The sequence below is a fragment of the Geothrix rubra genome (assembly GCF_030268065.1).
Taxonomy (GTDB): Bacteria; Acidobacteriota; Holophagae; order Holophagales; family Holophagaceae; genus Geothrix; species Geothrix rubra.
This window is the reverse complement of record NZ_BSDD01000001.1, coordinates 1-19384: the sequence shown is the minus strand read 5'-3', so window position 1 is coordinate 19384 and position 19384 is coordinate 1. Positions and strand designations below refer to the sequence as shown.

At 68.8% G+C, this 19384-nt stretch carries 13 protein-coding genes; 6 read left to right on the top strand and 7 right to left on the bottom strand.

All coding sequences use genetic code 11. From position 1 onward, the window contains the following. Nucleotides 1-95 precede the first annotated feature (95 nt). A complete protein-coding gene (locus QSJ33_RS00065; protein ID WP_285721937.1) occupies nucleotides 96-2663 on the bottom strand; it encodes a right-handed parallel beta-helix repeat-containing protein in 2568 nt (855 codons plus the stop codon). A 208-nt stretch (nucleotides 2664-2871) separates the two neighbouring features. Between QSJ33_RS00065 and QSJ33_RS00060 the strand changes: the two genes are divergently transcribed. The 4 genes from QSJ33_RS00060 to wecB all read left to right on the top strand — a co-directional run bounded on the left by QSJ33_RS00060 (nucleotide 2872) and on the right by wecB (nucleotide 7613). Continuing rightward, a complete protein-coding gene (locus QSJ33_RS00060) occupies nucleotides 2872-4131 on the top strand; it encodes a phenylacetate--CoA ligase family protein (RefSeq protein WP_285721935.1) in 1260 nt (419 codons plus the stop codon). A gap of 70 nt (nucleotides 4132-4201) precedes the next feature. Beyond that, a complete protein-coding gene (locus tag QSJ33_RS00055; protein ID WP_285721933.1) occupies nucleotides 4202-5455 on the top strand; it encodes a glycosyltransferase family 4 protein in 1254 nt (417 codons plus the stop codon). Next, nucleotides 5434-6486, top strand: coding sequence for a polysaccharide biosynthesis protein (locus QSJ33_RS00050; RefSeq protein ID WP_285721931.1), 1053 nt, complete (start codon nucleotides 5434-5436; stop codon nucleotides 6484-6486). Before QSJ33_RS00055 ends, QSJ33_RS00050 begins: the two co-directional genes overlap by 22 nt. Further along, nucleotides 6483-7613, top strand: a complete 1131-nt coding sequence (wecB, locus tag QSJ33_RS00045) for a non-hydrolyzing UDP-N-acetylglucosamine 2-epimerase (RefSeq protein WP_285721929.1) — start codon at nucleotides 6483-6485, stop codon at nucleotides 7611-7613. Before QSJ33_RS00050 ends, wecB begins: the two co-directional genes overlap by 4 nt. A 2-nt stretch (nucleotides 7614-7615) precedes the next feature. On the opposite strand, the gene QSJ33_RS00040 is transcribed toward wecB, so the two are convergent. The 4 genes from QSJ33_RS00040 to QSJ33_RS00025 are packed head-to-tail and all read right to left on the bottom strand — an operon-like array spanning nucleotide 7616 to nucleotide 12328. After that, entirely contained in the window at nucleotides 7616-8230 is a 615-nt protein-coding gene (locus QSJ33_RS00040; RefSeq protein WP_285721927.1) for a sugar transferase, read from the bottom strand. A gap of 2 nt (nucleotides 8231-8232) precedes the next feature. Next, nucleotides 8233-9390: a DegT/DnrJ/EryC1/StrS family aminotransferase gene (locus QSJ33_RS00035; RefSeq protein WP_285721925.1), complete on the bottom strand. Its 1158-nt coding sequence runs from the start codon at nucleotides 9388-9390 to the stop codon at nucleotides 8233-8235. Beyond that, nucleotides 9387-10643 carry a glycosyltransferase family 4 protein gene (locus QSJ33_RS00030; protein WP_285721923.1) on the bottom strand — a complete coding sequence of 419 codons (1257 nt, stop codon included), beginning with the start codon at nucleotides 10641-10643 and terminating at the stop codon, nucleotides 9387-9389. The genes QSJ33_RS00035 and QSJ33_RS00030 overlap by 4 nt, the downstream gene beginning before the upstream one ends. Next, nucleotides 10640-12328: a GNAT family N-acetyltransferase gene (locus QSJ33_RS00025; protein WP_285721921.1), complete on the bottom strand. Its 1689-nt coding sequence runs from the start codon at nucleotides 12326-12328 to the stop codon at nucleotides 10640-10642. The genes QSJ33_RS00030 and QSJ33_RS00025 overlap by 4 nt, the downstream gene beginning before the upstream one ends. 596 nt (nucleotides 12329-12924) lie before the next feature. On the opposite strand from QSJ33_RS00025, the gene QSJ33_RS00020 reads away from it, so the two are divergent. After that, the gene (locus tag QSJ33_RS00020) at nucleotides 12925-14637 is read left to right on the top strand and encodes a carbamoyltransferase C-terminal domain-containing protein (protein WP_285721919.1); all 1713 of its coding nucleotides are present in this window, start codon (nucleotides 12925-12927) and stop codon (nucleotides 14635-14637) included. Between the two features lie 138 nt (nucleotides 14638-14775). Beyond that, complete coding sequence (locus tag QSJ33_RS00015; RefSeq protein WP_285721918.1) at nucleotides 14776-15696, top strand: proline dehydrogenase family protein; 921 nt, start codon at nucleotides 14776-14778, stop codon at nucleotides 15694-15696. Nucleotides 15697-15728: 32 nt separating this feature from the next. Here QSJ33_RS00015 and QSJ33_RS00010 read toward each other — a convergent pair whose 3' ends face one another. Then, entirely contained in the window at nucleotides 15729-16934 is a 1206-nt protein-coding gene (locus QSJ33_RS00010) for a glycosyltransferase (protein ID WP_285721917.1), read from the bottom strand. A 34-nt stretch (nucleotides 16935-16968) separates the two neighbouring features. Further along, nucleotides 16969-18927, bottom strand: a complete 1959-nt coding sequence (locus QSJ33_RS00005; RefSeq protein ID WP_285721915.1) for a polysaccharide biosynthesis protein — start codon at nucleotides 18925-18927, stop codon at nucleotides 16969-16971. Nucleotides 18928-19384: the final 457 nt, after the last annotated feature.

The following is a 19384-nucleotide window of genomic DNA, read 5'->3' as shown; positions in this document are numbered from 1 at the left end:
GGCCTTGGGTCGGAACTGGAACGGATGCGGTGATCATAAGCTGTCGACCGGATCCGGGTCAGTGTTTTCAATTGGATCCCTCACGCATGGGAACGTCAATCGCGCGTCTTTTTCTCAGTCCCCCAGAACACCCGCCCGGCGGGCCGGATCCGGCAGGTGCAGCGTCGGGTCCTGGGCCCCACCTGCTCCAGCGGGATGGGCTTGAACCCGAGGCGGAACGCCGGAGAGCCGGGCAGGAGGGCGCCCTCCTCGGCCCCCGGGTGCCGGAAGCGGGGATCGGCCACGGCGGAGCCCAGATCGCGGCCCTGCCGGCGCCATTCGGCCCACGTCGTGGCCCCCGCCGCGCCGAAGGTGGGGAGGGCGCCCCGCGGAGGGAAGTAGAGGTTCCGGTCGATCCGGACCACCCCAGGCCCCAGGGTTCCCGTGTCGAAGGCCACCGCCCCGGGGGACGAGTAGGCGATGACGTTCCCCATCACCTGAAGGCCCGCAGACTGCTGGTTGAAATTGGCCAGGGTCCCCTGGGAGACCTGGCCGTCCATGAAGAGGTTGCCCTCGACGCGGTTGTCCCGCCCGCCCTGAAGCATGATCCCGCCGTTCCAGGACCGGCAGACCACGTTCCCCTCCACCTCGTACCCGCTGGCGAAGGAATCCAGGTAGATGCCCCAGGACAGGTAGGTGGGCGTGCCGGAGGTGGAGGAATAGCCGACGGTGTCGGCCACGAGGTTGTCCCGGATGATGGTTCCGCTCCGGAAGGCGCGGTCGTGCTGGGTCACCTCGATGCCCCCCGAATCGGAAGTCGCCAGGCCGGTGTTCTGGATGCGATTGAACTCGACGAGGTTGTGTCCGCCGGGCTCCTTCAGGGAGATGCCGTACCGGGGGGAATCGTGGATCGCGTTGTGGGCGAGGGTGTTGCCGGACGCGCCCCCGCCGGCGAGGACGATCCCGCCCACGTGCTGGTAGGCCTCGCCGAGGTCGTGGATGTGGTTGTCGGTCACCCGGTTCCCGCTGCTGCCGAGGATCAGCACGCCCCCGCCGCCCGCGTGGGCCACCTCGCAGGACCGGATGGTGTTGCCACGCCCCCGGGTCACGCAGACGGCGTAGGCGCCAAGGTCGAGGAACCGGCAGTCCTCCACCACGCAGGCCTCGGCGTCCCGGAGGTAGACGGCGCCGTCGTCACCCACGCCATAGCCCGCGCTCGCCCCGCCCCGGGCCCAGTCCGTGTCCCGGAAGGTCAGGCCCGCGAACCGCAGGTACCGAACCGGGGCACCCGCCGAGGGCCACCCCTCCAGCTGGAGGAGGCGGTTCGTCTGCGGGACGATGACCTCGCTCCGCGGCCCGAAGCCGGGCCTGGGCAGGTAGGCGAGGGTCCCCGCCCCGGAGTCCAGGTACCACTCTCCGGGGGCGTCCAGCTCCTCCCGCACGTTCTCGACGTAGTACCGGTCGCCTGGATTCAAGGCGGACCGGGCCTCCGGGCCTCCAAGCAGGAGCCTCCGCTCCTTGGGGTCGTAACCCTCGATGGAGAGGATCTCCGAGTAGGCCCGGCAGTCGCCGGACTGGAAGATGTGCACCTCCGCCCCGGGGGTGGAGAGCCAGGCCGGATGGACCTCACCGGGGCCGCACCAGATGGCGTCCCTGGGCCCCGCCCCCGCGCCGCTCACCGTGATCTGCCGCCCGTGGGAACGGACGAAATCCTTGGCGGACCGGAGGACGAGATGCCCTCCCCGGTCCGGTGGGGGGAGCGCCGTGTCCCCGGGGGACCAGGCCGGCTCGTCGCAGAGGGCCAGGGCATCGAGGGCGAGACCGCCCCCCTTCTGGTTCTGCCAGCGCAGCAGGTGCTCCCCGGCGGTCAACCGCAGCGTGGCCGCCCGGGACCACCGCACGGGGCTCCAGCCGCCCGTGTCCGCCAGGTCGCCCAGGGGGACGGGCCCGCGGGCATCCACCTGGATCGCGCACCGGCCGTCCATCGAGGCGAGGCCGTAGGGCTCGTTCCGGGCCCCGTAATGCAGCCAGAGGACGTAGCTTCCGTCCACGGGGAGGGTCACCCGGTACTCCAGCCAGTCGCCGGCGTTGTGGATGCCGCTCACGGTGACGCCGAAGGCGACCCGATCGGGACCGGCCGCGGCATAGAGGAACCCCTTCCGGAAGGGGTCGGCGGGATCGACGTTGGGGTACCGGGCCCGCACCTCCCGCCGGCCGTCGACGAAGAGGGAACGGAACTGCCAGGGCCCGCCGCCGCTGTCGGGCAGGTGGAAGACGACCGGGCTGCCCGGGGCCGGTGTCCGGTATTCCGTCAGCCGGCGCCCCCCGATGAGCTCCGGGGTCTCGCCTGGATAGGCCACGTAGGAGACCGGCCCGGCCGCGGTGCCGGAATCCTCGGGACCGAACTGGATCGGCCGGTCCAGGTAGTACTGCCCCCCGCGGATCTGGACGGTGATCGGTCCCGGCTGGGATTCTTCCGCCTTGATCTGCCGGATGACATCCCGGGCGCGGGCGAGGGAGGCGAAGGGGCCGTCCGTGCGATCCCGGTTCGGGGCCGGGATCCGGCCCGACCAGGCATCCCGGCCGGCCGGAGAGACATAGAGGATCCGCGGCGGCTCGCCGGTCGAGCCGGCCCGACCCGCCAGAAGCCCCAGGGCAAGGAGGAACGGCGCCGACCGGTTCATGGCCCCAGAGCCCGCATCAACGATTCCATGACCTTTCTCCCGGGTTCGGCCGGGTGGGCCATAACAATCCGGCCTTTGTTCAGCTAGCTTGGCGGGATTTTCCCGTTCATACTAGCCACCATCTTAACAAGTTCGACCGCCCGGTGGATCCTTCCCCGAAGGAAATGGCTCGATGCTCGCAGCACGGATCAGGCAGTGGGGCTTCTCGATGGCCGACCACCTCCAGGGCTCGCCCATCGGCAGGCACTGCGAGGACATCGAGGCGCGCCTGGCCGCGGGAGCCTCCTCCACGGACCGCCTGGAGGCGATCCTGCACTTCGCCGTGGAACACGCCCCCTTCTACGCCGCCTGCCGGGGATTCAGCTCCCTCCAGGATTTCCCGGTGATCGACAAGCGGATCATCAAGGCGCACGACGAGGCCTTCCGTTCGGACGTCTTCCGGGAGGCCCGCCTGCAGGTCATGCACACGAGCGGATCCACGGGCACGCCCTTCGCCGTGCTCCAGGATCCGGACAAGCGTCGCCGCGCGCTCGCGGAGATGATCTGCTTCGGACGGAGGGCGGGCTACCAGGTCGGAGACCGGTATGTCTTCACGCGGGTCTGGAATCACCTCAACCGGAAACCCTGGCACGTGGCCCTGCGCGAGAACGCCATCATGTTCGACATCTCCCTCCTCGACGAGGTGCGCCTGGAGTCGCTGCGGTCCCTCCTCCGGCGCGACACGGGCATCCGGTGCATGCTGGGGTACCCCTCCACCCTGGGCCCCCTGGCCCGGTACCTGGAACAGCGGGGGGACGGACCGGACGCCTTCCACCTCCGCACGATCATCAGCATCTCGGAGCGGCTGCCGCAGCAGCTCCGCGAGGCGTTGCGCGCCCGGTTCGGATGCACCGTGGTCGCGCGGTACTCCAACCAGGAGAACGGGGTCCTGGCGCAGCAGTGCCCCGACCGGGACGAATACCACCTGAACACCGCGAGCTACGTCTTCGAGTACCTCAGCCTGGACGGGGACCATTCCGCCCGTCCGGGCGACCGGGCCCGGATCGTGGTCACGGACCTGTTCAACCGGGCGATGCCGATGATCCGGTACGACACGGGGGACGTGGTGGTCCGGCAGCCCGCCGCGGCCTGCGGGTGGAAGACGGAGACGCTGCGCGAGGTCGAGGGCCGCCAGATGGACTTCCTCTATGACACGGAGGACCGCCGCCTCTCACCCGTCGTCGTGTGCAATGCCTTCTGGCCCTTCACCGGGTTGAAGCAGTTCCAGCTCATCCAGGAGGCCCGGGGCCAGTACACGCTCGTCCTGAACGGCGCCGAGCCCGGTGCGACGGACGACCCGTTCTTGGAGACGGTCAGGGGCTTCCTGGGGGCCGAGGCCGCGGTGACCGTGCGGCACGTCGAGCAGATCCCCCAGCTCGCTTCCGGCAAGTTCAGCGTCGTGGTCAACCGCTACAGGCCCTCCGCATGACCCTGGCCCTGCCCCCGCCTCCCCCTTCCGGCCGGATCCCCCGCCCGTCTCCGTGTCCGGGCGGCCGGCCATGAACGTGCTCTACCTCGCCCTGGGGTTCCCCCTGCCCGCCCAGCCCCCAGCGCCCTCCGACATCATGCAGCTCATGGAGGAGTTCTGCCGCCAGGGACACCAGGTGGATGTCGTCGCCATCGACGAACGGAAGCACGGCCGGCCGACGCGGCTCACCCGGGAGGGGCCCTTCCAGGTGCTCAGGGTGCGCACGGGGAACATCTACGATGTCAGCCTGTACGAGAAGGGGCTCAGCCTCGTCGTCCTGCCCTGGCTGCTGCGCCGCGCGATGGCCAGGCACCTTCCCGAACGCCGCTACGACCTGGTGCTGTACGTGGCCCCGCCCGTCACCCTGTCCCGGGTCGTCAGGGGTCTGAAGCGCCGTCAGCCCTGGGCGAAGACCTACCTCATGCTCAAGGACATCTTCCCCCAGAATGCCCGGGATCTCGGGCTCATCCGGAACCCCCTGCTGCTCGCCTACTTCCGGCGCCAGGAACGCCGGCTCTACGCGGCCTCCGACACCATCGGCTGCATGTCCCCGGCCAACGTGGCGTACCTGCGCCGGCACAACCCGGAGATCCCCGCGGAGCGGGTGGAGGTCCTGCCCAACACCCGGCGGCCCGGCCCGGATGTGGGCCTCCTCCCGCCGGGCCCCCTCCGCGAGCGGTACGGCATCCCGAAGGAGGCCGTCGTCGCCCTCTACGGGGGGAACCTCGGCATCCCCCAGGGACTGGACTTCCTGCTCGACGTGTTCGAGGCCAACCGCCACCGCGCCGACCTGCATTTCCTCGTGGTGGGCAGGGGCACCGAGCGCAGGCGGCTCGCGGAGGCCCTGGCGGAGCGGCGGCTGGACCGTGTCACCCTGGTCGCCCCCCTGCCGCGGCCGGACTACGAGGCCCTGGCCCGGGAGTGCGACATCGGGCTGATCTGCCTCGATCCGCGGTTCACCATCCCCAACTTCCCCTCGCGTGTCCTCTCCTACTTCGAGATCCGGATGCCGGTCCTGGCCGCGCTGGATCCCGCCACGGACTTCGGGGACATGCTGGACCAGGCCCAGGCCGGCCTCTGGTGCCACAGCGGCGACCTGGCGTCGTTCCAGCGCCACCTGGACCGGCTGGCCGCGGATCCGCAGCTGCGTGCCCGCATGGGCGCGGCCGGCCGCCGGCAGCTGGAAACGCATTTTACTTCCAGCAGGGCGTACGGAATCATCTCCAGGCACATCCCACCGAAACGTCCCGATCTGGAGGCACCTTGTCCAGCCACCTTGATCTGAAGAACGCCACGCTCCTGATCACGGGCGGCACGGGATCCTTCGGGAACGTCGTGCTGCGGAAATACCTTGGAAGCGGCATCGGGGAGATCCGGATCTTCAGCCGCGACGAGAAGAAGCAGGACGACATGCGCCACCTGTACAAGGACGACCGGATCAAGTACTACATCGGGGATGTCCGCGATCCCCGCAGCGTGTCCACCGCCCTGAGGGGGGTCGACTACGTCTTCCACGCCGCCGCCCTCAAGCAGGTGCCCTCCTGCGAGTTCTACCCGTTCGAGGCCGTCCGGACCAATGTCCTCGGGACGTCCAACCTGCTCCAGGCGGCCATCCAGCAGCGCGTGAAGCGCGTGGTCTGCCTCAGCACGGACAAGGCGGTCTACCCCATCAACGCCATGGGCATCTCCAAGGCGATGATGGAGAAGGTGGCCCTCGCCGAGTCCCGCAACCTGGATCCCGATGGCTCCGTGATCTGCGTGACGCGCTACGGGAACGTCATGGCCTCGCGGGGGTCCGTGATCCCGCTCTTCCTCGACCAGATCCGGGCCGGAAAACCGCTCACGGTGACGGATCCCGAGATGACCCGCTTCCTCATGCACCTGGATACGGCCGTCGAGTTGGTGGAGTTCGCCTTCACCCATGGCCAGAACGGCGACACCTTCGTGAGGAAGGCCCCCGCCTCCACCATCCACGACCTGGCCCAGGCCATCCGGGAACTGCTCCAGGTGGACAACGAGATCCAGGTCATCGGCACCCGGCATGGCGAGAAGCGCTACGAGAGCCTGCTCTCCAGGGAGGAGCGGGTGCGCGCCGAGGACATGGGGGACTACTTCCGGGTCCCCGCCGATTCCCGGGACCTCAACTACTCCAAGTACTTCTCCGTCGGGAACCCGGAGCTCTCCCAGATGGAGGAGTACCACTCCCACAACGCCCGCCGCCTGTCGGTGCCCGAGGTGAAGGAGCTGCTGCTCACCCTCGACTGCGTCCGGGAGTCCCTCGCCGAGCGGGGCATCAAGCCGGAGCTGGCCAGATGAACAAGCTGCGCGTGCTCACGGTGGTGGGGACCCGCCCGGAGATCATCCGGCTCTCACGGGTCATCGCCCGGCTCGAGGAGACCACCGAGCACATCCTCGTGCACACCGGCCAGAACTACGACTACGAGCTGAACGAGGTCTTCTTCAAGGACCTCGGGATCCGCCGGCCCGACCACTTCCTCGAGGCCGCGGGCGGCACCCTGGCCGAGACCCTCGGCAACATCATCATCCGGGTGGACCCGGTGCTGGCGGACCGGCAGCCGGAGGCCCTGCTCGTGCTCGGGGACACCAACAGCTGCCTCTCGGTGATCCCCGCCAAGCGTCGCAAGATCCCCATCTTCCACATGGAGGCGGGCAACCGGTGCTTCGACCAGCGCGTGCCCGAGGAATCGAACCGCAAGGTGGTGGACCACCTGGCGGACATCAACCTGCCCTACAGCGGACACGCCCGTGAGAACCTCCTGCGCGAGGGCCTTCCCACGGACCGGATCATCAAGACCGGCAGTCCCATGTACGAGGTGCTCCAGGACTACCGGGAAGGCATCGCGGCCTCGGACATCCTCGGGCGGTTGCGCCTGGCCGCCGGGGACTACTTCCTCGTCAGCTGCCACCGGGAGGAGAACGTGGATTCGGACGTCAACCTGCCCAAGTTCGTGGCCCTGCTGAACCACCTCGCGGCCGGCCACGGGAAGCGCGTCGTCGTGTCCACCCACCCCCGCACGCGGAAACGGCTCGAGGCCGGCGGCTTCACCCTGGAGCCCCGGGTGGACCTCGTGAAGCCCTTCGGCTACTTCGACTACGTGAAGCTCCAGCAGCAGGCCCACGTGGTCCTCTCCGACAGCGGCACCATCACCGAAGAGTCGTCCATCCTGGACTTCCCCGCCCTGAACATCCGGGAGGCCCATGAGCGGCCCGAAGGCATGGAGGAGGGGGCCGTGATCCTCACCGGGATGGAGATCGACCGCGTGGACCAGGCCATCCAGGTGCTGCACGGCGCGCGGCTCCGGTCCGGGCGGCGGACGCGGATCGTCAAGGACTACGAGGCCCCCCAGGTCTCCGAGACCGTCGTCCGGGCCATCCACAGCTACGTCGACTACGTCAACCGCTTCGTCTGGCGGAAGGACTGACTTCAGGCCTGCCCGGTGCGGATCCGCGCGGGCGGGAAGAGCCCGAGGGTGGCAAGAATGACCAGGAAGTCCGACCAGACACCCGCCCTGGAGGCGTAGGCGAGGTTGATGCGGATCTTGTCCGGCAGCACCTCCTGGATGTAGGTGGCCTCGGGATCCTCGGCCTGCCCGAGCAGCTCGCTCTCGTTCCGGTACTTGATGGAGGCCAGGTCCGTGATGCCCGGCCGGAGTCCGAGGATCCCGCGCTGGGCCTCCGTGTAGTGGTCCACGTACCGCGGCACCTCCGGACGGGGCCCGACGAGGCTCATCTCCCCCGACAGGACATTGAGGAGCTGGGGGAACTCGTCCAGCTTGGTGCTCCGAAGGTACCGGCCGATCCGGGTGATCCGGATGTCCTGGCCTACGGTGATGGCCCCTCCCCGGCGCTCGGCATCCACGACCATGGTCCGGAACTTCCAGATGCGGAAGGGACGTCCCCCCCGCCCCACACGGACCTGCCGGAAGAAGACCGGGCCGCCGTCCTCCAGCTTCACCAGGAGGGCCACCAGGAGCAGCACCGGCGAGAGGACCACCAGCCCCAGGGCCGACCAGAACAGATCGAAGGTGCGCTTGGCCATCGTCAGGCCGGGTTGGCGAGGACGAGCTCCCGGACGGCCTGGATCACGTCGTCGACATCGCCGTCCGTCAGTCCCGCGTGCAGGGGGAGGCTGAGCATCCGCTGGTAGGCATCCGCCGAGACGGGCAGGTCCTCCGGGCGGTAGCCGTACTTGTCCCGGTAGAAGGGGTGCATGTGCACGGGCAGGTAGTGGACGGAGGTGCCGATGTTCCGGGCCTTCAGCTCCTCGATGAAGGTGTTGCGGTCGATCCGCAGCGCACCGGCCCGGAGCCGGATCACGTACAGGTGCCAGCTCGACTCGGCCCAGGGGCGCTCCACCGGAAGCTCCAGGGCGGCCAGGTCGCCCAGGCCCGCCTCGTAGCGGGCCACCACCTCCCGCCGGCGCCGCTGGAAGGCCCCGAGCCGCTTCAGCTGCTGGAGGCCGATGGAGGCCTGCATGTCGGTCATGTTGTACTTGAACCCCGGGAGGACCACCTCGTAGTACCAGGATCCGGACCGGTCGAAACGCTTCCAGGCGTCGCGGTTCATGCCATGGTGCCCGATGATGCGGGACTTCTCGACCAGCGCGGGTTCGCCCGTGAGGCAGCCCCCTTCGACGGTGGTGAGGTTCTTGGTGGCGTAGAAGCTGAAGGCCGCGAGGTTGGGCCTGGATCCGACGAGGCGCCCCTTGTAGCGGCTCGAGATCGCATGGGCCGCATCCTCCAGGATCGCGAGGCCATGCCGCTCCGCCAGGACGTCCAGTTCGTCCATCTGCACCGGGTGGCCCGCGTAGTGGACGGGCAGGAGGGCCTTGGTGCGGGGCGTGATGGCCGCCTGCACGGCATCGGGGGAGAGGGTCAGCGTGTCGGGACACACGTCCACCAGGACCGGCCGGGCGCCGACATGCTCGACCACGTTGGCGGTGGCGCAGAAGGTCATGGACGGGACGATGACCTCGTCCCCGGGGCCCACCCCCAGGGCCACGAGGCCCACGTGAAGCCCTGCGGTGCAGGAGTTCAGGGCCACCACGGCGGGCGCATGGAGGTAGTCCTGCAGGGCCGCTTCGAAGGCCTTCGTCTTCGGCCCCGTGGTCACCCAGGGGGAGTTGAGGGTGTCCAGGACCTCCGCACGCTCGTCGTCGCCGATGGTCGGGGGGTTGTAGGAGAGAAACACCTTCCTCATCTCGAGGCCTCCAGGAGGTGGTCGAACATCCGGATGTACCGCTGGATGGCGACCCGGCGGGACAGGTTGGCCTCCGCGTAGGCCCGTCCCTGGCGACCTTCCAGGCGGGCCCTCTCCGGGGCGTTGCGGTAGTCGAGGATGACCTGCGCCAGGTGGGCGGGATCGCTGGCCGGAACGACCGATCCGGACCGGCTCTCCCGGATCGCGTCCGCCAGGGGACTGTCCACCTCCACGCAGCCGATGACGGGACGGCCCACGGCCAGGTAGTTCCAGGTCTTGCTGGGAACGGCGATGCGCGCGGCGCCGGGTTTCAGGGGAATGACGCCCACATCGCAGGCGTTGTAGACCGCGGGCACCTTCTCCAGGGGCTGGAGCGGCAGGAAGACGCAGTTGGCCAGCCCGCGCTGGCGCGCCAGCTCCTCCATCGCCTCCTTCGCGTTCCCGTTGCCGATGAAGACGAAGCGGATGTCGGGGAACCCCTTCAGCTCCTCCGCCGCCAGCAGCAGCGTCTCCAGGTTCTGCATGAACCCGATGTTCCCGGCGTACTGGACGACGAAGCCCCCCCCTCCCCGGAAGGGTGCGATGGCAGGCTCCTCCGCTTCCTCCATCGGCCGGATGTGGTCCGTGTCCACCCAGTTCGGGATCGTGGCCACCGGCGTGCCCGGGACGAGCGCTTCGACGTAGTCGGAGAAGGAGGGACTGATCGACACCACCAGGTCGGAAACCCGGTAGGTGGCCTCCTCGGCCTTCCGGAGCCACCGGTAGGCCCGGCCGCCCGCCGGGAGGATCCCGGCCACCACGGCCGAGTCCGGGAAGATGTCCTGGAGGTTGTAGACCATCTTCGCCCCCTTCAGCCAGGCCAGCAGGGCGGCAGGCAGGCCCGCGAGCGGGGGGTTGGAGGCCACGAAGATGATGTCGATCTTCCGGACGCCCAGGCCGCGCAGGAGGAAGAAGATCGAGAACCAGGTGTACTCGCAGCACTTGGCAAGCACCCCCAGGCGCTGGAGAAACGGGTTCCAGGCCCGGTGGATGTGCCCCTTCATGGGGGGCTCGTCCGGCGTGGCGGAACCCGGCGCGCCGAACCCGTTGGTGAGGACCGTCACCCGATGGCCCTCCTCGACGAGGCCCTCCGCCAGCGCCTTCATGAGGTGGGTCGAGGCGCAGAGGATCGGCCAGAAGTACGGCGTGATGATCACGATGTGATAGGGACTGCTGGGGTCCCCGGGGCGCCGGCCCTTGGCATCGGGGGTCATGCGCGCCTCCTTCGGGCGGCGGGGGCGGCCGGATCAGGTTCATTCCGGGCAGCCCGGGAGGCCGGTTCCCCTCCGATCGGAGCCAGCGCCTCCACCGGAGCGGGCGGCTCGGGGGATGGCACCTGGGGGTCTCCGAGGTCCAGGCGAAGGTGGACCAGCTTCCGGGAATAGCCGGAGGGCACTTCGACGAATCCCGCCAGCTCGTTCAACCGCCGCGCCCGGAGGTTCGTCCGGACCACGCCGGTGGTGACGGCCACCAGCCCCCGTTCCCGGCACATCCGGATGGAGGCCTCCTTCAGGGCCCGCCCGACCCCCTGGCCCTGGAATGCGGCATCCACCGCCGTATAGGCGATCTGCGCCACCCCCTTGCCGGGGCCGGGATCGCGCCTCCGCAGGAAGAGGCTCCACCCCAGGCGCCGGATGAGCCGCCGGTCGAGGGCCGCCCAGGGATGCCGCAGGAAACCGGACATCAGCTCCCGTCGACAGGCCTTCACCATCGGGAGGTTGTAGGAACGGTCGCACACCGCCGTCAATCCGATGACCCGGTCTCCCTGCCTCGCCACCAGCACGAAGGTCTCCGGGGAGCGCACGAACCAGCGGTAGACGGCCTGGAGGAAGGGCCTCCCCAGCAGGACGGAAATGTTCCCCTCCTTCGAGAAGCAGGCGTCGTGGAGGTCGACGAGGGCGGGGACATCGAAAGGCGTCGCAGGACACACCTGGAATCCCTTCTCCTTCGAGAGGACGGCAGGCGGGGCGGCGAGACGGGCCCGCTCCGCCTGGAGCCGCTCCGGCCAGGCCTGTTCCTCCATCGGCTTCCGCCCTTCCAGGTGGAAGCGGAGCATCCCCTCCGCCTTCGTGATGAGCGGATTGGAAGGATCCCGCTGGAGCAGCCTGCGGGTCCACCCATGGACCAGGGGCCCCGTGAAGGGCCGGGAGAGGGGATGGAAATCCACGCATTGGCGCACGAGGGTGGGCTGGAGCCCCATGCGGAACTTGAACTCGTCCACATTGGCCGGGGCATCCAGCGACTGCACCGTGAAGAACAGTCCCTCGATGCCCTCCCGCTGCAGCAGCTCCTGGCTGGCACAGTAGAACAGGGCGTTGTTCACGTGCTCTCCCAGGAACCGACGGTGGCTCAGGGCGAAGGGCACGGAGAAGACAGGCCCCAGGCGGGCGGCGATGATCGCGGCGGCGAGTTCCCCGTCCGAGGTGGCCGCCCAGGCCTCGAAGCCCTCGAGGCCGCAGGCTGCGCGGCAGAGCCGTTCCCAGGCCTCGCGGGTCATGCTCCGGAGGCGGTCCTGCCGATCCAGCGTGTCCTGCTGCAGGAGCCACCCCTCCGTGGCCAGCCGCTCGAAGGGGATCTGCTCGATCTTGAAATGGCCCATGCCCGTCTTGACCCCGTTGCGGGCCTGGGACTTCAGCATGTCGAGGGAGTAGGGCGGGCGCAGGACGACGTGGTAGCTCACCACGCCCCGGGAGAAGGTCATGGGGGCCGAGTACCGGACGGCCAGGGCCCCGTGCAGCCACATCAGGCTCCTGAGCTCCGCATCACTCGGCGTGATCACCCAGTGGTAGGGGAAAGCCTGGAACACCCCCGGCGCGGCGTTGTACCAGTAGCTGCTCGCGGTCCGCACGACACGGTATCCCTGGCGGCGCAGCCATTCGGCAAAGACATCTGCGTTCATGGGTGCCCGATCCTCCCTGTTCCGCGCCGACGGCACCGGGGGCCGGCCCCCATCCCGCCGCCCTCCGCACGCGCCGGATGGGTCGCGCCAGACCCTGGGCTCGAGGCGGGGCTGATCGAAGGCTTGAAGCGTACGGGTCGACGCATGTCATGCACCGCGTGGGGGGGCCTTGGGCACCGGGGAGGGCTGGCGATCAGCTGATTGTCGGGATGGGTTCAGACATGGTTTCAAGGGCATTATCATCCATTTTTTCCCCGTGATGGTCTTAATTGTCATACCCATTGAACGATCGGACCTGCCTCAAGGATCGGGATCCCCCTGGGCCCGAGGGCCCCCCACCCCCCTGGTCAGGGAGCCGGGACCCGGGTCCCGCGACTCCCCCATCTTGCGACTCAACCCCTACTTAAGCACCGTCAAACTCAAAACACCACGTCAATCGAATGAGAATAAACAGGCATTGCACCATCTTGCTCATGATAACATCCGGGTCTTCTGATCGACATTCCAGCCAAGTGCGCACCTGAGCCGACCCAGGGCCACCACGAGGATCCTCAATCCTCCAGGTCCGACACGAACCCAGGAATCGGAGGCCTGACATGCTGATCTGCGGGATCAACTCCAGCCATACCGCTTCGGCGGCGCTGCTCCGCGATGGGCGGCTGATCGGCGCCCTGCAGGAGGAGCGCCCCACCCGGCAGAAGAACCGCCGGGGCTTCCCCGGCCAGGCCCTCAGCCGCCTCCTCGAGTCCGAGGGTCTGCACTGGCAGGAGGTCGATGCCTTCGTCTTCGGAGGCTACGGCTCCTATGCCGACACCCCCCCGGGGGTGAACGAGTCGGCCAGCCGGATCCGCAGCTACAAGGCGGCCGCCGGGCTCGGTGGGAAGGCCAGGCAGCTGCTCCAGATGACTCCGGCCCGCGGCCTCGTGCACCGGTGGCGGCGCGAGCGCCACCTCCAGCTGCTCGAAGCCCAGGGGGTGGACCAGAAGCGGATCTTCACCATCGAGCACCATCGCTGCCATGCGGCGACCGCGCACTACGGGCCCGGCATCGACGAGGAGGCCCTGGTCATCACGGTCGACGGGGCCGGAGACGGCCTCTGCGCCACCGTGTCCCTGCCCCGGCCCGGCGGGCGCCTGGAGCGGATCGCCGCCATCCATGAACGGCATTCCGTCGGGAATCTCTGGGAAGTCATCACCGCACTCATGGGCATGGTGCCCATGGAGCACGAGTACAAGCTCATGGGCCTCGCCCCGTACGCCAGCGGGGACCGGGCGGAGAAGGCCAAGCAGCTCTTCAGCAGCGCCTTCGAGCTCTCGGATGGCACCTGGCACCGGGCGCCGGGCATTCCGAATCCCACCTTCGCCTACGAGTTCTGGCGGAAGCGCCTGGAGTTCGTGCGGTTCGACCACATCTGCGCCGGCCTCCAGAGTTTCACGGAGGAGTTCATCACCACCTGGATCCAGGGCTGGCTGAGGAAGACGGGGCGACGGAAGCTCCGCCTCTCCGGCGGGGTGTTCATGAACGTCAAGCTCAACAAGGCGATCGGGGAGCTTCCCGAAGTGGACGACCTCTACGTGTTCCCCTCCTGCGGCGACGAGACGAATGCCCTGGGCGCGGCCTGGGCCTTCATGGCGGACCACGGGACGGCCGATCGGATTCAGCCCCTCGAAACCCTCTACCTCGGCCCGGAACCCGCCCCCGAGGACTACCGCCGGGCGGCCGACCAGGCCCGGGAACTGGGCTGGACGGTCACCATGCCTCCGGACATCGAGGACGAGATCGCGGCGCTGCTGAGCCGGGGCGAGGTGGTCGCCCGCACCCATGGGCGCGAGGAGTTCGGCGCCCGGGCCCTGGGGAACCGATCCATCCTGGCCGATCCCACCCGGCCCGACGTGGTTCGGATCGTGAACAACGCCATCAAGTGCCGGGATTTCTGGATGCCCTTCGCCCCTTCGGTGATGTCCGAGTGCGCGGATCGCTACCTGCAGAATCCCAAGGGGCTGGTGGCGCCCTACATGATCCTCGCCTTCGACTCCCGGAACACCCCGGAGGTCAAGGCCGCCTGCCACCCCGAGGACGGCACCATCCGGCCCCAGGTCGTGACGAAAGCCCAGAACCCCTCCTACCACCGCATCCTGGAACGGTTCCAGGAGCGGACGGGGCGCGGTGCCGTCATGAACACCTCCTTCAACATCCATGGCGAGCCCATCGTCTCCTCGCCGGTCGATGCCATCGACGTCATGCGCCGGTCGGGGCTGCTCCACCTGGCCCTCGGCCCGTTCCTGATCTCCAAGCCGGCCGGACATTGACCCTCCGCAGGCCGGAGCCCCGGGTTCCGCAACGGAGGACATGACAGGGTCCCCGGGTGGTGCTTCCATAGACGCCACCGGCAGGACCTTCCAGCCCCGGTGCGCCCGCCGCGCCGGGACGCCATCCCCCGAGGCAACATGATCCGGAAAACCGCCCTGCTCCTCGCCCGGCAGTCCTGGTTCCGAAAGACCATCCTGGGCACCCCGGTCCTCAGGGACCTCGCAGGCCGGTTCGTCGGGGGCGACGATCTCCCGGCCGGCCTCGCCGCAGTCCGGGCCCTCAATGCCCGGGGGATCAAGGGCTCCCTGAACTTCCATGGCATGCACGTGGAGGACCCGGAGGAAGCGGCCCGCGCTGCGGGCCAGGCCATCGACGCCCTCCGCCGGATCCGCGCCGAGGGGCTCGACGCCCATGTCTCCGTCAAGCTCACGAAGATCGGCCTGGACGTGGACCTGGCGCTGTGCCGGGACCACCTCCACCGGATCCTCGACTGCGCCGCGGAGACCGGGGGGTTCGTCCGGATCGACATGGAGGAGTCGAGGTACCTCGAGACGACCCTGCAGATGTTCGAGGAGGCGCGGGACCGGTACGGCGCCGGGTCCGTCGGCCTCGTCCTGCAGTCCTACCTCCGCCATCGCTCCGGGGATCTCGACCGCCTGCTGGACCGGGGCTCCCGCATCCGGCTCGTGAAGGGCGGCTACCGGGAGCCCCGGGACGTGGCGTTCCAGGCCGCGGCCGAGGTCGATGCCGCCTTCAGGCGGGACATCGAGCGGCTCCTCGCGCGGGGGATCTCGCCGGCCATCGCCACGCACGACGCCGAAGCCGTGGCCTGGACCCGGGCCGTGCAGGAACGCCTTGGGCTGGGGAAGGATGCCTTCGAGTTCCAGATGCTCTACGGGGTGAAGCCGGAGCTCCAGGAACAGCTCGTCGCCGACGGGTACCAGGTCCGCTGCTACATCCCCTACGGCGGGGACTGGGCGACCCACCTGGTCGGCTGCCTGCGCCGGATTCCCGCAGGCCTGCTCACCCGCCTGGCACGACCCGCCCCCCGCACCTGAAGGCCTGGCCTCGCCGGGCCGGAGGCGGGGATTCAGGCTCGCCTGGCTCCCACCACCTGGAGGAAGGCATGGACCCGGCCGGCCTGGATGAGGTTGCTCTTCCGGGTCAGCACGAAGGTCTTGGCGCCCTGTCCGCGGTGGTGGAGCTCCTCCCGTGGCCGGTCGAGCAGCCGGTTCAGCGTGGCGGCCATGCCGTCCACCGATTCGTCCGGGAAGGTGTAGACATGGTCGAGGTACTCGTCCGGCATGCCCGGCAGCCGCGTGGTCAGCACGGGCGTGCCGGAGGCCATGTACTCCATGTTCTTGGAGGGGAACGAGAACCGCGTGAAGGGCTCGCCTGAGGGACGGGGATTCACCAGCAGGGTCGCCTTGACCTCCTCCTCGACCACCTCCGGGTTGGGCCGGACCCCCCAGTACTTGACGCGGGGATCGCGGGCCTCGCAGGCCCGGATCTCCCCGTCCAGCTCGCCGGCGCCGTAGAGCCACAACCGGGCGCTCTCCCGGGAGACCTTCTGGAAGGCCTCGAGGAGGTCCCCCACGCCGTACTTCCGGAACAGGGCGCCGGCGTAGAGGACAACCTGTTCGGGGTGCTTCCCCTCCAGGGTGTTGGCCACCTCCCCCATGCCGGGATCCACGATGCCCTCCATGACCAGGTGGGGGCGCCCCCGCGGGTTGACCAGGGCGTTCATCGCCTCCGTCAGCAGGACGTAGCCGTCGTACCGACCCATGAAGAAGGTGGAAAGGCCCCGGTAGGCGCGGGCGAGGCCGCCCTCCCCACCGATGTAGTCGTGGAGGTAGTTCGGGACGTCCGTCACGATGGCCACCGAGGGGGCGCCGGTCACCTTCGAGGCCAGCAGGGCCCCGGCCGAGATGGACAGGTCCAGGACGTCGCAGAGGATGAACCTGGGAAGGCTCCGCCGGGCCAGGCTCCAGCGGAGGCAGGCGAGGAAGCTCCAGGCGAAGACGATCCCGTGGGAGAGGATGGGGATCGTGCGCAGCGACAGGTACCGGTAGGTGATGCCCTTTTCGACCTCAGCGTCCGTCGAGGGGAGTCCGGCCGACCCGGGCCGGAGGGGCAGGACCGACAGGGCGGTCAGGCCCCCGGCGAAGCCCGCGAGGCCCCGGGCCAGGAGCCCGTGGAATTTCTGCTCCTGCTGGGGAGGCTTGACCGGCTGCTCCCGCAGCAGATCAGCCAGGCGCCGCTCGGAGCAGAGCCGGGACACGTAGAGGATTTCCATGAGGAGCCTTCATCGCGTGGGCGGTTGCGGCGGTTCAGATCTTCGCCTTGTTCTGGACCAGCCAGGGCGCCGTTGCATCCTTCTGGGGCGGATTCTTGCGCCGGCAGGACTGGTCGGCGGGCACGGGCAGGTTCACCTGTCGGCGGTTCCAGGCGAATCCCCCGTAGCGGCCCACCCCGAGCAGCGAGGGCGTGTACGTCGGCACCATCCACTGGAGGAGGCGGACGATTTCGGGCTGCCGCTGCTTGAAAGGCAGGCCGACGGCCTTGCGGAACCCCTCCAGCCCCTCCAGCAGCTTCTCGGCGCTGATCCCCTGGGGGTTGGTCTCGAAGACCTTGGCGTGCAGCTGCGTGCTGGAACGCTCCTGGTCGAGGAAGAGCTCCTCGTGGAGCTTCTCCCCCGGCCGGAGCCCCGCGAACTGGATCTCGATGTCCCGCCCGGGGACGAGCCCGGAGAGCCGGGCCATGTCCGAGGCGAGGTCCACGATCTTGACCGCTTCGCCCATGTCCAGCACGTAGACCTTCCCGGTGTCCCCCAGGAGGCCCGCCTGGAGGACGAGCTGGCTGGCCTCGGGAATGGTCATGAAGTAGCGGGTCATCTCGGGATGGGTCACGGTGATCGGCCCGCCCCGCTCGATCTGCTCCTTGAAGACGGGTACGACGCTGCCCCGGCTCCCCAGCACGTTGCCGAAGCGGACGCTGACGAAGCGCGTTCCGGGCTGGGCCTTTTTCGAGGCCTCCAGGACGATGCATTCCGCGATGCGCTTGGAGGCGCCCAGCACGTTCGTGGGGTTCACGGCCTTGTCCGTGGAGATGCTGACGAGGGCCTGGGTGCCGCTCTCCAGGGCGGCCTCGACCACATTCAGGGTGCCGAAGATGTTGTTCTGGACCGCCTCGACGGGATGAGTCTCGAGGAAGGGCACGTGCTTGTGGGCCGCGGCGTGCATCACGATGTCGGGCCGGTAGACCTGGAAGACCTCGCGAAGCCCCGTCCGGTTGCGGATATCCATGAGCTCCAGGGAGTAGGGCTGCCCGGGGAACAGCCGCTGGAACTCCCGCTGGATCATCCAGAGGCTGTTCTCGCCCCGCCCGAGCAGCACGATGTGCTTGGGCCGGAAATTGGCGATCTGGCGCGCCAGCTCGCTGCCGATGGAGCCGCCCGCCCCGGTGATCAGGACCACCGATCCCTCGATGGCCTCCAGCAGGGCCGAATGGTCCAGGCGCACCGTCTCGCGCCGGAGGACATCCTCGATGGACACGTCCCGGATGACGGGTCTCCACACGTCGTTCCCCAGGAGGCTGTAGAGCCCGGGGACCGTCTTGACATGCACGCGGAGGGCCTGGAGGGCCTCGTTCAGCCGGCGGACCACCAGGCCCGGGGCGCTCGGCACGGCCAGGATGGCGTTGGTCACCTTGTACTTCCGGACCACTTCGTCGAGGTGGGCGGTGTCGCCCAGGACGGGGATGCCGTGGACCCGCTCCCCGAGGATGGACGCATCGTCATCGATGAAGCCCACGACGAAGATCCCCAACTCGGAGTGGCGCAGCAGCTCCTGCAGGACCAGCGCCCCGGCCTGGCCCGCCCCCACGATGAGGGTCCGGTTCTTGCGCGGCACGCCCCGCATGGGCAGGGTCGCGACAGGATGGAAATGGTTCTCCCGCCACCAGCGGCAGCCGATCCTGAGGGTCCCCCAGAACACGCCCGTCAGGACGCTGGCCCCGAAGGCGATGTGGGGGATCGGTGGGGACAGCTTGAAGAGCCCCGCCAGCGGCTCGAGGAGGATCGAGAGGCCCAGGAGGGTGAGGGTCGCCATGCCCAGGCGGATCGCATCCCGCAGATCCGTCATGCGGTAGACATGCCGGGTGAGCTGGAACAGGCCGCCGACGACCAGGGAGATGAGGGCCCAGATGCCCATCCGCCTGAGCTGCCATTCAGAGCCCTCCCAGAGGCCCTCGGCGATCAGCCAGGCCGTGGCGGCGAGCACGCCGTCCATGGCCTGCTTCCCGGCCTGTCGAAACAGGGGATTCTCGACCTGGAAGAAACCAGGCAAGCCAGCGGATCTGACGGTTCCTTCCACAGTCGGCTTCCTGTCCATGGATGCTTGGGGTGCTTGACGCTAGAAAGTGTAAGCACTTTGAGTCATCCGGGTGGAAAATTCTTGCAAAAGAATCGCCAGCATCGCTCCTAACCAAGCCATCACCAAGGGTTTCTATCTCGACTTCCCGCAGCCTGGCGGACCCTTCCTGCCGCGAGGGCGTCCTGGGTGGCCCCCCACGGACCAGGCCGGGAGACCGGTGGACGGAACCACCAGCCTCCCGGCCCGTCCGGGTGAAGCAGGGGAGCTAGTGTTGGATGCCCATCTGGGAGACATCGATGCCGGGGAAGCCGGGGATGCTGAACATGGGGCTGGAGGCCTTGAGGGTGAAGTTCAGGTTGGCGGGATCCGTAAA